The sequence below is a fragment of the Pseudomonas sp. NY15364 genome (assembly GCF_048068235.1).
Classification (GTDB): Bacteria; Pseudomonadota; Gammaproteobacteria; order Pseudomonadales; family Pseudomonadaceae; genus Aquipseudomonas; species Aquipseudomonas mendocina_D.
Window position 1 is genome coordinate 1 of sequence record NZ_JBLUPX010000054.1, and the last position, 12,688, is coordinate 12,688.

At 62.3% G+C, this 12,688-nt stretch carries 10 protein-coding genes and 5 pseudogenes; 6 read left to right on the forward strand and 9 right to left on the reverse strand.

The window, feature by feature from the left end:
• Positions 1 to 149: 149 nt before the first annotated feature.
• The gene (locus tag ACNFCJ_RS23250) at positions 150 to 758 is read right to left on the reverse strand and encodes an FMN-dependent NADH-azoreductase (RefSeq protein WP_416773797.1); all 609 of its coding nucleotides are present in this window, start codon (positions 756 to 758) and stop codon (positions 150 to 152) included.
• Between the two features lie 119 nt (positions 759 to 877).
• Here ACNFCJ_RS23250 and ACNFCJ_RS23255 point away from each other — a divergent pair.
• A pseudogene (locus ACNFCJ_RS23255) lies at positions 878 to 1,779 on the forward strand (LysR substrate-binding domain-containing protein).
• A gap of 1 nt (position 1,780) precedes the next feature.
• Here the strand turns inward: ACNFCJ_RS23255 and ACNFCJ_RS23260 are convergent.
• The 3 genes and pseudogenes from ACNFCJ_RS23260 to ACNFCJ_RS23270 all read right to left on the reverse strand — a co-directional run.
• A pseudogene (locus ACNFCJ_RS23260) lies at positions 1,781 to 2,779 on the reverse strand (methyl-accepting chemotaxis protein); the annotation flags it as partial.
• 159 nt (positions 2,780 to 2,938) lie between these two features.
• Positions 2,939 to 3,232: pseudogene (locus tag ACNFCJ_RS23265) on the reverse strand (cache domain-containing protein); the annotation flags it as partial.
• A gap of 345 nt (positions 3,233 to 3,577) precedes the next feature.
• Positions 3,578 to 4,897 carry a Na+/H+ antiporter family protein gene (locus tag ACNFCJ_RS23270; protein WP_143503961.1) on the reverse strand — a complete coding sequence of 440 codons (1,320 nt, stop codon included), beginning with the start codon at positions 4,895 to 4,897 and terminating at the stop codon, positions 3,578 to 3,580.
• 404 nt (positions 4,898 to 5,301) lie between these two features.
• Between ACNFCJ_RS23270 and ACNFCJ_RS23275 the strand changes: the two are divergent.
• The 3 genes and pseudogenes from ACNFCJ_RS23275 to ACNFCJ_RS23285 all read left to right on the forward strand — a co-directional run.
• Positions 5,302 to 6,321, forward strand: a pseudogene (locus tag ACNFCJ_RS23275) (chemotaxis protein); the annotation flags it as partial.
• Between the two features lie 393 nt (positions 6,322 to 6,714).
• Positions 6,715 to 7,227, forward strand: a pseudogene (locus ACNFCJ_RS23280) (methyl-accepting chemotaxis protein); the annotation flags it as partial.
• Positions 7,228 to 7,371: 144 nt separating this feature from the next.
• The gene (locus ACNFCJ_RS23285; RefSeq protein ID WP_179592258.1) at positions 7,372 to 7,968 is read left to right on the forward strand and encodes an NADPH-dependent FMN reductase; all 597 of its coding nucleotides are present in this window, start codon (positions 7,372 to 7,374) and stop codon (positions 7,966 to 7,968) included.
• 103 nt (positions 7,969 to 8,071) lie between these two features.
• Here ACNFCJ_RS23285 and ACNFCJ_RS23290 read toward each other — a convergent pair whose 3' ends face one another.
• Genes ACNFCJ_RS23290 through ACNFCJ_RS23305 form a run of 4 tightly spaced genes read right to left on the reverse strand, consistent with a single transcriptional unit; the run spans position 8,072 to position 10,675 of the window.
• Positions 8,072 to 9,388: an ATP-binding protein gene (locus ACNFCJ_RS23290; protein WP_416773798.1), complete on the reverse strand. Its 1,317-nt coding sequence runs from the start codon at positions 9,386 to 9,388 to the stop codon at positions 8,072 to 8,074.
• On the reverse strand, positions 9,385 to 10,053 hold the full coding sequence (locus tag ACNFCJ_RS23295) for a response regulator transcription factor (RefSeq protein WP_416773799.1): 669 nt from the start codon (positions 10,051 to 10,053) through the stop codon (positions 9,385 to 9,387). Before ACNFCJ_RS23295 ends, ACNFCJ_RS23290 begins: the two co-directional genes overlap by 4 nt.
• The gene (locus ACNFCJ_RS23300; protein ID WP_416773800.1) at positions 10,053 to 10,367 is read right to left on the reverse strand and encodes a PepSY domain-containing protein; all 315 of its coding nucleotides are present in this window, start codon (positions 10,365 to 10,367) and stop codon (positions 10,053 to 10,055) included. The genes ACNFCJ_RS23295 and ACNFCJ_RS23300 overlap by 1 nt, the downstream gene beginning before the upstream one ends.
• Complete coding sequence (locus ACNFCJ_RS23305; RefSeq protein ID WP_099526821.1) at positions 10,367 to 10,675, reverse strand: PepSY domain-containing protein; 309 nt, start codon at positions 10,673 to 10,675, stop codon at positions 10,367 to 10,369. The genes ACNFCJ_RS23300 and ACNFCJ_RS23305 overlap by 1 nt, the downstream gene beginning before the upstream one ends.
• A gap of 146 nt (positions 10,676 to 10,821) precedes the next feature.
• Here ACNFCJ_RS23305 and ACNFCJ_RS23310 point away from each other — a divergent pair, with 146 nt between their 5' ends.
• Together ACNFCJ_RS23310 and queD are read left to right on the forward strand one after the other, a co-directional pair.
• Entirely contained in the window at positions 10,822 to 11,901 is a 1,080-nt protein-coding gene (locus tag ACNFCJ_RS23310; protein ID WP_416773801.1) for a patatin-like phospholipase family protein, read from the forward strand.
• A gap of 127 nt (positions 11,902 to 12,028) precedes the next feature.
• The gene (queD, locus tag ACNFCJ_RS23315; protein WP_106732475.1) at positions 12,029 to 12,385 is read left to right on the forward strand and encodes a 6-carboxytetrahydropterin synthase QueD; all 357 of its coding nucleotides are present in this window, start codon (positions 12,029 to 12,031) and stop codon (positions 12,383 to 12,385) included.
• 59 nt (positions 12,386 to 12,444) lie between these two features.
• Here the strand turns inward: queD and ACNFCJ_RS23320 are convergent.
• Positions 12,445 to 12,688, reverse strand: a 244-nt coding sequence (locus tag ACNFCJ_RS23320) for an AMP-binding enzyme (RefSeq protein ID WP_416773802.1), incomplete at its 5' end; no start/stop codon positions are given.

The window sequence follows — 12,688 nt, forward strand, 5'->3', positions numbered from 1 at the left end:
GGCTGCTTTGTTGCCGATCTTCACCTTGGATATAGCCCATAAACGACAATGCCCCTATCGACCGATAGAGGCATTGTCTTCACCTTGCACTCAGACTGCTAGGTTTTCACAAAGTCTGTTTCGGGGGCTTTGTTGTTTCAGCGCTCTGCTCAGGCAGTAGCGAACAACTCGGAGATACGCTGCGCAGCACCTTTCATGGCTTCGGCGCGCGGCTCTTCGCCGTAGGCCAGGCCTTCGGCGCGAACGATCTCGATGTCGTCGATGCCGAGGAAATTCAGCACGCGAACCAGGTAGTCCTCATGCGCCTGGCCAGACGGCTGGCCGGCATGAATACCACCGGCGCTAGAGGCGATCACCACGGTCTTGCCACCTGCCAGCCCTACCGGGCCATTCTCAGTGTACTTGAAGCTCTTGCCGGCGACGGCGATACGGTCGATCCAGGCCTTCAGCTGACTGGGAACGCTGAAGTTGTACATCGGCGCACCGATGACGATGGCATCGGCAGCCAGGAACTCTTCCAGGGTGCGCTCGGCCAGTTCGGCCTCGTGTTTCTGCGCGGCGTCACGCAGCTCGGCCGGAGTGCCGGCGGCTACCAGGCTGGCAGCGGAGAGGTGGCTGATCGCATCACTGGCCAGGTCGCGATAGGTCACCTGAACATCTGCAGTGACAGCGCTCCAGGCCTCGACCACAGAACGGCTGAGCTGACGGGAAGCGGAAGCATCGCCGAGGATGCTGGAATCGAGGTGCAGTAGTTTCATAGGTGCTCTCCAGAGTGCTACGCGACGTGGTGACGCGATTGTACAGAGGCTACCGATGTAACCAATAGCCGATAAGACGGCAAAAATGCGATAGTTCGTCCCACTGATAGGACGATTACATGCATGACCTCAATGATCTGTTCTACTTCGCCAAGGTAGTGGAAGCCGGTGGTTTCGCCGCGGCCGGGCGAGCCCTGGGCATTCCCAAATCGCGCCTGTCGCGGCGCATCGCCGAGCTGGAGCTGCGCCTGGGCGCGCGCTTGCTGCAACGCTCGACACGCAAGCTGGCGCTGACCGATATCGGCGAACGCTACCTGCGCCATTGCCAGGCGATGTTGCTGGAAGCGGAACAGGCCGAGGAAACCGTCACCAACCTGACCAGCGAGCCGCGTGGCCGGGTACGCTTCTCCACGCCCCCGGGCTTGGCCCTGCTACCCGATCTGATCAATGATTTTCTGAAGCGCTATCCCGGGGTGCAGCTGGAGGTCGTGCAAACCAGCCGCCGTATCGATCTGCTCAATGAGGCGGTGGACGTCGCCCTGCGCGTACGCAGTGTCGATGATGAAGAACCGGCCTGATCACTCGCCGCCTCATCCCCGCCCATGCCTGTGTGGTGGCATGCCCGAATCTGGTCGCCGGGCTGCGCCTGGAGCAGCCGGAAGACCTGCAGCAGTTGCCAGCGCTAGGCGCTATTGGAGCCGACCGGCGCATTCATCTGCGCTTTCATCACAACACGACGCAGGAGGCTCGTGAGATCGCCCTGGAACCACGCCTGGCCGTCGACGACTTTCCCATGCGCAAGTCGGCGGCACTGGCCGGTGTGGGCATTACCCTGCTACCCACCACCTACTGCCATGAGGAACTGGCCGATGGCAGCCTAGTGTCTTTGCTGCCGCACTGGACGGTGCCTGAGGGCTATGTTCAGTTGGCCTATACCCACAGGCGCGGCATGTCGCCTGCTGTCCGCGCCTGGATCGAGTTGCTCAGCGACGCATTCAGTCGCTGGAGCTTCCCGCTCTGACTCAGATGCGGAACTGACGCACCAGCGCCCCAAGGCGATCACCCAGGCCAGCCAGGCTGCGCGCAGTCTGCGCGCCACGCTCGGTTTCATCGGCGACGCTGTCCACGGCAACGGCTATCTGATGCACGCTGCGATTGATCTCCTCGGCCACTGCCGTCTGCTCCTCGGCGGCGCTGGCAATCTGCGCGTTCATCGCATTGATGGTGGCGATCAGCTGGGCGATGGCGTCGAGCGATTCGCCGGCCTTGTTGGCCTGCTCGCTGGTCAGCTCACCGGCATCGCTGGAACGGCGCATCGAGGTCACTGACTGCTGGGTGCCCTGCTGCAGGCGGTCGATCATGCCCTGGATTTCCTGGGTGCTCTGCTGGGTGCGGCTGGCCAGGGCGCGCACCTCGTCGGCGACCACGGCAAAACCGCGCCCGGCTTCACCGGCACGCGCAGCCTCGATGGCCGCGTTGAGCGCCAGCAGGTTGGTCTGCTCGGCGATGGAGCGAATCACGTCGAGCACGCTGACGATGGACTGCACATCCTGCTGCAAGCTATCGAGCGACACGCCGCTGCTGCGGATATCTTCCACCAGCGAGTGAATTCGCTGGATGCTGCCATCGACCACACTCTTGGCTGCCTGCCCTTCGCGGTCGGTCTGTTGCGCGGCTTCGGCGGCGTTCTGCGCGCTCTTGGCGACTTCGTGAGCAGCGGCGGACATTTCGTTGATTGCCGTGGCCACCTGATCGGTTTCATGGCGCTGCTGCCCCATGGCCTGCTCGGAGCGCTGCGCCTGCTCGGAAACCTGGCCCACCAGCTCGGTGAGCCGCCCGGTCATTTCGACGATCTGCCGCACCAGGCCATGCACCTTCTCGACAAACCGGTTGAAGGACCCGGCCAACTGGCCCAACTCGTCCTCACTGGTGATCGGCAGGCGGCGGGTCAGATCACCCTCCCCTGCAGCGATATCGTCGAGATTGGCCTTGATCTGCTGCAACGGACGCAGGAAGGCGTTGCTCAGCCACACACCTATCACTCCAAACACCAGCAGAAGGATCGCCGCCACTACCATGATGCTGGTGATGATGGTGCCGATGCGGCGGTCGATCTCGGCCTGTACTTCGGCGATCTGCGCTTCGATACCGTCGAGGTTGAGCGCGGTGCCAAGGGCCATGTCCCATTTGGGTAGGTAGTAGCTGTAGGCGAGCTTGGGCACCATTACCGATTCGTTACCCGGCAGCGGCGAGGAGTAGTTGACGAAGTAGGTGTTGTTCTTCGCCACGTTGACCAACTCACGGTTGATGTACACACCGTTCGGGTCGCGCCGGCCGGCCAGGCTCTTGCCGACATCCACCGGGCTGTCGCCACGGAACAGGCACACCACGTTGGAGTCGTGGCCGAAGAAGTAGCCGTCGGCGCCGTACTTGATCTTCGAGAGGATGGCGATGGCCTGTTCGCGACTGGCCATATCGCCTTGCGCGGCACCATCGTAGACCCCTTTACGGAGCCAAGGGCGATCTGGATGTAGTGCTCCAGCTCGCTGCGTTTCTCTTGCAGCAGGCGCTCGCGGGTTTCGGCCACCTCATCGGCCGCGAGGCTTTGCAGTACCCTTGCCGCAGTGCCGCTGAGCACCAGCGCGAAGAGGATGACGGGAACCAGCGCAAGCAGTATTACCTTGGCTTTCAGTGTCAGGCGCATTCTTATTGTCCTTGTGTGCGAAACCAAAAACGGGGCTACCGATGTATCGGCAACCCCGTGGAAGAATTAAGCGACCCAAGGCGCCGAGAACTTAATCCGGCGTCTGTTCACGCCTTTACAGCAGCATAGCGGCAGCCCAACCGAACGCCAGCAGCGGCAGGTTGTAGTGCAGGAAGGTGGGCACCACGCTATCCCAGATATGATTGTGCTGGCCATCGGCGTTCAACCCCGAAGTTGGCCCCAGCGTCGAGTCCGAAGCGGGTGAACCGGCGTCGCCCAGGGCACCGGCAGTGCCGACGATGCAGACGATAGCCAGCGGGCTGAAACCCAGTTGCACGCCCAACGGCACGAAGATCGCTGCGATGATCGGGATGGTCGAGAAGGACGAGCCGATACCCATGGTCACCAGCAACCCGACCAGCAGCATCAGCAACGCGCCAACGGCCTTGTTGTGGCCGATCAAGGCTGCCGAACTGTCAACCAGCGTCTTGACCTCACCAGTGGTCTTCATCACCTCGGCAAAACCGGCGGCGGCGATCATGATGAAGCCGATCATGGCCATCATCTTCATGCCTTCTGTGAACAGACCGTCCGCTTCCTTCCAGCGCACCACGCCGGACACCGAGAAAATCACGAAGCCGACCAGCGCGCCGATGATCATCGAGTCCAACCACAGCTGCACGACGAACGCCGCGGCGATGGCCAGCCCCGCCACCAGCAGGCTCAACGGGTTGTACTGCACGTCCACACGCTCGGCCTGCGCGACCTTTTCCAGATCATAGGTGCGCTTGCCGCGATAGCTGAACAGCACCGCCACAAGCAGACCGAAGAGCATGCCCAGCGCCGGAATCGCCATGGCCTGGGTGATGCTGATACCCGTGACGTCGACACCTGACTTGGCCACGTTGGCCAGCAGGATCTCGTTGAGGAAGATGCCGCCAAAACCGACCGGCAAGAACATGTACGGCGTGATCAGGCCGAACGTCAGCACGCAGGCGATCAAGCGGCGGTCGAGCTGCAACTTGCTCAGCACATAGAGCAGCGGCGGTACCAGCAGAGGAATGAAGGCGATGTGGATCGGCAGCAGGTTCTGTGAAGAGATCGCCACAGCCAACAGCAGCCCGATCAGCAGCCACTTCAGCGCACCACCTGCGCCTTCCTGCTGCTTGCCGACCAACGCCAGCGCCTTGTCCGCCAGGGCATGAGCCAGGCCCGACTTGGCGATGGCCACGGCGAAAGCGCCTAGCAGCGCGTAAGACAAGGCAACCGTCGCCCCGCCACCAAGCCCCTGGTTGAACGCCTTCAGCGTGCCCTCGACGCCCAGCCCACCCAGCAGGCCACCGGCCAGCGCACCAATGATCAGCGCCACGACCACGTGTACGCGACAGAGGCTAAGGACCAGCATGATGCCGACCGCAGCGATTACAGCGTTCATAAAGCTCTCCACCTGCTCAGCGCAAAAAGCCGCGTACTCTGCCGTATGCAGGCTATATCTGTCAAAACGCGTATCCGTTCATTATTAAAATCGAAACGTGCATAATTTCGATCAAACGCCGTGTCGATCAAGAATACGAGCCGCACACCGATAACCCTGTTAGTCCATGCAGAAAGGAACACACCATGCTGTTCAGCCGTCTTTCAATCCAATGGAAGATCACCCTGCTCGCCGGCCTGTGCCTGCTTGCGATCGTCACCCTGCTGGTAGGCGCGTCGCAGTATCAGTCCAGCCGCAGCGCCAGCCTGGTGCGCGAGGCCAGCTCCGGCATGCTGGAGGAAAGCGCCAAGCTGCGCCTGAAAGCTCGTGGCGAGCTACAGGCAATCCGTATCCAGCGCTACTTCATGGACGCCTACCAGTACGGCAAAGGATTTTCCCGGCAGATCCTGTTTCTGCGTGAGCAGGCTGAGAAGCGCTTCCTCGATGCCTTCGACCTGCGCGAAGACCTGACCCGCCAGGTGCGCAGCAGCCTGGAAGCCAACCCCGCCCTGCTCGGTTTGTACCTGGTGTTCGAACCCAACGCGCTAGATGGCAAGGATGAGCTGTTCGCCGATCAACCCGACCTGGGCAGCAATAACGCAGGGCGCTTCGCGCTTTACTGGGCACAGCCCACGGTCGGCAAGCTGGAAGCCGAGGCTATGACTGAAGAAATACTCGGCGACACCACGCCGGGTGACAACGGCATGGCCTACAACACCTGGTACACCTGCCCGCGCGAGACCCGTCAGCCCTGCGTACTGGAGCCTTATTACGACGAGGTCGGCGAGCAGAAGACGCTAATGACCAGCATCGCCTTCCCACTGGAACTCGACGGCAAGATCATCGGCGTGATGGGCGTCGATATCAGCCTGGCCAGCCTTCAGCAGATTAGCCAGGAGGCCAATCGCGAGCTGTACGACGGCCAGGGCCATATCAGTATCTTCAGCCCCAGCGCACTGCTGGCGGGCAATAGCCGCGACGGCAGCCTGTTGAGCCTGCCTGTCGAACGTGCCTTTCCCGAAAACGCTAGCGAACTGCGCAGCCTGATCCAGAGCGGCAGCGATGCCGAATTGCGCCACGGTGACATGCTCCGCGAGATCAGCCCGTTCAAACCCATTCCCGAGTCAAAGCCCTGGTCGGTGCTGCTCGAAGTCCCACAGCAAGTGCTGCTCGAACGTGCCATCAAGCTGGGCGCACAGCTCGATGCCAACCGTGCCAGTGACAGCCTGGTCGCCCTGCTGATTGGTCTTGTCGCGGTGATCGCCGGTCTGCTGCTGATGTGGCTAACGGCACGCGGCGTAACGCGGCCGATTCTTGGAGTTGCCGCCAGGCTCAAGGATATCGCCAGCGGTGAAGGCGACCTGACCCGCCGTCTGCAATACGCCCGGCAGGATGAACTAGGCGAGCTGGCCAGCTGGTTCAACCGCTTCCTAGACAAACTGCAGCCGATCATCGCCGACGTGAAGAACAGTGTGATCGACGCCCGTAGCACGGCCGATCAGTCGGCGGCCATCGCCAGCCAGACCAGCACCGGCATGCAGCAGCAGTACCGCGAGATCGACCAGGTGGCGACCGCCTTCCAGGAAATGAGCGCTACCGCCCAGGATGTTGCCCACAACGCCGCGCAGGCCGCAGAAGCTGCGCGCAACGCCGACCAGGCCAGCCGAGAAGGCCTGCAGGTGATCGATCGCACCACCAGCACCATCGACCTGCTGGCCAATGAAATGAACGTGGCCATGCAGGAGGTCGAGGGCCTGGCCAGCAGCAGCGAGCAGATCGGCTCGGTGCTGGAAGTGATCCGCTCGATTGCCGAGCAGACCAACCTGCTCGCCCTCAACGCCGCCATCGAGGCCGCGCGCGCCGGTGAAGCCGGTCGCGGTTTTGCCGTGGTCGCCGACGAGGTGCGCAACCTGGCCAAACGCACCCAGGATTCGGTCGAGGAAATCCGCCAGGTGATCGAAGGCCTGCAGAGCGGCACGCGCGAGGTGGTCAGCACCATGCACAGCAGCCATCGCCAGGCACAGGGCAGCGTCGAGCAGGTGCAGCAGGCCGTGGCTGCGCTGCAGCGCATCAGCCAGGCGGTCAGCACCATTACCGACATGAACCTGCAGATCGCCAGCGCGGCGGAGGAACAGAGCTCGGTAGCCGAAGAGATCAACCGCAACGTCGCCTCGATCCGCGACGTCACCGAGGCCATCACCGCGCAGGCCGATGAGTCAGCGCAGGTGAGCCAGAACCTCAACCGCCTGGCCAATCATCAGCAGAGCCTGATGGACCAGTTCCGCGTGTGACGTCAGGTAGGGTGCGCCACGCGCACTGAAAACCCAAGCAAGCCAGATATGAGAATGACGCCAAATCATCCTCGATCTGGCGGCGCTTCCCTTGCAGTGCAGGCCGGCAATCGCCTAGCCTGCGTTCTTTTTTGGGGAAGCAACATGCTCAATATCGCCTTGGTCGCCGGTTCCAGCCGCAACAACAGCCAATCGGGAAAGGTCGCTCGCGTACTGCGTCAGCGCCTGATCGAGATGGGTCAAACCACCCAGGACACCAGCAGCATCATCGATCTGGGCCTGGCCCCGCTGCCGCTGTGGCCCGCTGAAGATGCCGGCCCCTGGGGCATGTTCCAACAGCAACTGGCCGCCGCCGACGCGGTGGTGATCATTGCGCCGGAGTGGAATGGCATGGCTTGCCCGGCGATCAAGAACTTCTTCATCTACGCCAGCAAGGCCGAACTGGCGCACAAGCCGGGCCTGCTGGTGGGTGTGTCCTCCGGCATCGGTGGTGCCTATCCGATCGGCGAACTGCGCGCCTCCAGTTACAAGAACTGCCGCCTGTGCTATCTGCCGGAGCACTTGATCGTACGTCAGGTCGAGAAGGTGTTGAACGGTCCACAGGCGGTGGACGAGGCCGATGAACGAATCCGCTCCCGCATCGATTACGCGCTCGACGTGCTGGTGCGTTACGCCCACGCCCTGCAGCCGGTACGCGCCGCCATCAGCTTCGACAACCCGGCCTTCGCCAACGGGATGTAAGGGATCCGTAGGGTGGATTAGCGGCGCTGAACACAGCGTTCGCAAACGCCAACGAACTTATCGCGCCGCGTAATCTACCAGCGATGGCTCGCCTAACCTTGGCTCAACGCCGTGGCAAGCTGACCATCACTTGCAGTCCACCCAGTGGGCTGTCCTGCAGTTCGATACGGCCATGCCAGGCCTCGATGATGTCGCGCACGATACCGAGGCCCAGACCGTGCCCCGCCACCTGTTCATCCAGGCGAGTACCGCGGCCCAGCACGGTCTCACGGCGCTCGGCATCGATGCCGGGGCCGTCATCATCGACACATAAGCGATAGCCCTCGGCGCTCTCCTCCACCGTCAACTGCACGCGCTGGTCGGCCCATTTGCAGGCGTTGTCCAGCAGGTTGCCGAGCAACTCCAGCAAGTCTTCACGGTCACGCGGCAACACCAGTCCCGGGGGCGCCTGCCACTCCAGACTCAGGCCGCGGTCATGAATCATCGACAAGGTGTCGAACAGCCCTGGCAACTCCTGCGCGCAATCGAAGCGTGCCCCCGGCAACACCTCACCAGCCAGGCGCGCACGCCCCAGCTCGCGGCTGAGGCGTTGCTCGATCTGCTCCAATTGCTCGCGCATGCTCGCGCGCAACGCCGGATGCGCGGCCAACTCCTCGCGACCAGCCAGGCTAATCAATACAGCCAGCGGCGTTTTCAACGCATGGCCCAGGTTGCCCAGGGCATTGCGCGAGCGTTTGAGGGTATCTTCCGTGTGCGCCAACAGGTGGTTTATCTGTGCCACCAGCGACTCCAGCTCCTCGGGCACCTCGGCATCCAGGTCGGTACGCCGGCCCTGCTGCAGCTGCGCGATCTGCCGGCGCACTTGCTCCAGCGGGCGTAATGCGCGGTGCACGGTGTAGCGCTGGGCGATCAGGATTAGCAGCAGCGCCGCACCACCCAGGCCGAGTCCGACCCACTGCATGCGACGAAAGCTCTGCAGTATTGGCTGGTAGTCCTGCGCCACGCTGATCGACAGATTCTCGCCATAGCGGCGGTAGTCGGCGCGGTAGATCAGCAGCAGTTGGCCTTGCGGGCCATCGCCCAGCTCGGCCTGCATGCCCGTGCCATTGGGCTTGAGCAGTTCACGATCCCACAGCGAGCGCGAACGCCAGCTACGATCATCGACAAAGTCGATGCGAAAGTAATGTCCGGAAAACTGCCGCTGGAACGAGGGATCGAGACGTCGCTCATCCAGTTGCAGGCCAGACGGCCCTCGCACCAGCGCCGTCAGCAGCCCCTGCGCCTCGTCACGCAGGTCTTCCTCCAGATAGGCGCGCAGACCACGGTCGAAGACCCAGAGGCTGGCCTGCGCCAGAACCAGTCCGGCCAGCAACAGCGTCGCGGCCAGGCCAATGCCGAGCCGGCGCTGAATGGACCTCAACCCTGCTCTCCGGTAAAGCGGTAGCCCTGCCCACGGCGGGTCTCGATCACGTTGCGTCCGAGCTTGCCGCGTAAGCGGTTGACGTGCACTTCGATAACGTTGGAATCACGCTCTGTCTCGCCGTCGTAAAGGTGGTCGGCGAGATGACTCTTGGACAGGATTTGCCCTGGGTGCAGCATGAAGTAACGCAGTAGGCGGAATTCGGCAGCGGTCAGGTCGATGGCCTCACCGCCCGAGGTCACGCACTGGCAGCTCTCGTCCAGTTGCAGGCCGGCAGCCTCCAGTTGCGGCTGGTTGGCCAGGCCATGAGCGCGGCGCAACAACGCCTGAATACGCAAGGCCAACTCTTCGGGATGGAAGGGTTTGGTCAGGTAGTCATCGGCGCCGGCCTTCAGCCCCTCGATACGCTCGGCCCAGGAGCCACGCGCGGTAAGCACCAGCACCGGCGTGGCCAGGCCACCGGCACGCCACTCCTGCAGCACCTCCAGGCCCGGTTTGCCTGGTAGACCGAGATCAAGAATGATCAGGTCATAAGGCTCGCTGGCGCCCTGATAGGCCGCATCGCGACCATCAGCCAGCCAGTCCACTGCATAGCCCTGGCGAGCCAGGCTGGCGCTCAGTTCATCGGCCAGGGGTACATGGTCTTCCACCAGCAACAGGCGCATCAGTCGTCTTCCTCATCCTTCAGAATATTGCCGTTGCGGGCATCCAGTTCGAGCTCACGTACCACGCCCGAGGTGGTCAGTATCTCGACCTCATACACCAGCACACCGTCCTCCTCTTCCAGCTCCGCCTCAAGTAGCGTGGAGCCGGGGTAGGCATTGCCGATGTGCTGCATCAATTGCTCGAAAGGCATGATGACACCCTCGCGGCGCAGGCGCAGCGCTTCATCCTGGTCGAGATCGCGCGCAATACCCGGCACGCTGGCAAAGCCGCTTGCCAGAACCAGCAACAGCGCGGTGCTAAGACGAAACTTCATCAATCGTCCTGGTGGTTCTTGAGAATTTCCCCGGTGCTGGCATCCAGCTCCAGGTCCCACTGCACGCCCTGGGCGTCGCGCAGCTCGATCTGATAGATATAGCGGCCGTATTCGTCTTCCAGCTCAGTTTCTTCGATGCTCCCACCCGGGTGCTGAGCGAGTGCAGCCTCATTGAGCTGTTCGAAAGACTTGATGGTTCCGGCATCACGCAGACGCAGCGCCTCGTCCGGACCGAGATCACGCGCCTGGGCAATGGTAGCGGCGCTGACGAGGGTGGCAAGTGTTGCAAGGCTGAGCAATCGTTTCATGGGGGTTCTCCAGCAGTGAATCAGTGACTGCCACTGTAGGCCCAGGCACTTAATTCAAGCTGAATTCACTTGCGTCATTCACCGTGTGAAGTGGCTTGGCCTGCCCATTCAGGGCTCTATAATCGCCTGTTCGAAAGGAGGCATCGATGAGCGCGATCCATATCAAATCCCCTGCCCTGACCATCAAGGCTGGTACCAGAGCCCTGGCGCGCATTCGCCAGAATGGCCTGAGCCCGGCAGACGTCGGCATCCTGCCTGGCGCAGCAGGCGGCCCCAAGGGCATCGGTATTCAGGGGCTGGATCTCGCACTGTTTGGGGACTGGCTGCCTCGTGCGCCCCGCGAGCGCGCCCTGATCGGCGCCTCCATCGGTTCCTGGCGCTTCGCCAGCGCCTGTCTGCCGGACGCCGCAGCAGGTATTCGACGGCTCGGCGAGTTGTATACCTCTCAGCGCTTTGCCAAGGGCGTGAGCATGGCTGAGGTGTCGGGCAGCTGCAGGCAGATGCTCAATGAGCTGCTCGCCGATCAGGACGCCGCCATCATTGCCAATCCACACTATCGTCTGCACATCGTCGTAGTGAAGAGCCATGGCCTGCTGCAACATGATCATCGCGGCAAACTCAGCCTCGGCCTGTCCTCGGTGATCGGAAACAACTTCCTGGCCCGCCAGCGCCTTGGCCGTCATTTCGACCGCGTGATTCTGCATGATGCACGTCAGGTCCCGCCGCTCGCGCAGCTGAGCGACTTCCGCTCGCACTTCCATGCACTGACGCCGGAAAACCTGCGCCACGCCCTGCTCGCGTCGGGTTCGATTCCCATGGTAATGGAGGCGATTCGCGAGATTCCTGGCCTGGAGCCAGGCGCCTATCGCGACGGCGGCCTGCTCGACTACCACCTCGACCTGCCCTACAACGGCGAAGACATCGTGCTCTATCCGCACTTCACCGACCGGGTGATACCGGGCTGGTTCGACAAGAGCATGCCCTGGCGCCGTGGCGACCGCACCCGTCTGCAGGACGTACTGCTGCTAGCACCATCACGCGACTACCTGGCACGCCTGCCGCACGGCAAGCTACCGGATCGAACCGACTTCAAGCGCTACCTGGGCAATGATGAAGGGCGTGAACGCTACTGGCGCCAGGCCATGGCCGAAAGCACACGCCTCGGCGACGAATTCCTCGAACTGGTCGAAAACGGCCACCTGGCAGAACGCCTGCAAGCCCTTTGAGTCACCGGGGTTATGAGCCGGTCGTTCAATCTATAGGGCCGACGTGATGAGGCGGCAATCGGGCCAGACCTGATAAACTGCGCCGCTCGACGCCAATCAGGCGGAATCATTTACGCGAGCGCTGTCAGTGGAATTGTTCAAAGAGTTCATCTTCGAGGCGGCCCATCGCCTGCCACACGTACCGGAAGGCCACAAATGCGGCCGCCTGCATGGCCACTCCTTCCGAGTTGCCATCTACATCGAAGGTGAAGTCGATCCCTATACCGGCTGGATTCGTGACTTCTCCGAGATCAAGGCAATCTTCAAACCGATCTACGAACAGCTCGACCATAACTACCTGAACGACATCGCCGGCCTGGAAAACCCAACCAGCGAAGTGCTGGCCAAGTGGATCTGGCAACAGGTCAAGCCCTTGCTCCCGGAGCTATCGCGCGTACGTATCCACGAGACCTGCACCAGCGGCTGCGAATATCGCGGCGATTGACCCCTCAGAAACAGCAAAGGCCACCTTCAGGTGGCCTTTTTCTTGATGCCGATAACGGACTACCCCGTAGGGTGCGCCGTGCGCCCCGCGATAACCTCGCCCTGATCGGTGCGCGCAGCGCACCCTACGCGCTTGGCGACCACCACGATGGGGCGTTCGCCCCATTTCGGATGGGGCACGCCCAGCGCCGCTGCCATGAACACGGCGGGGTGGCTCATGACGATATTCTCGATGTCGATGGTCGACAGCCATTCGCCTCCGGACTTGACCACATCCTTGCTGCGATCCGTCAGTTGCAGGTAG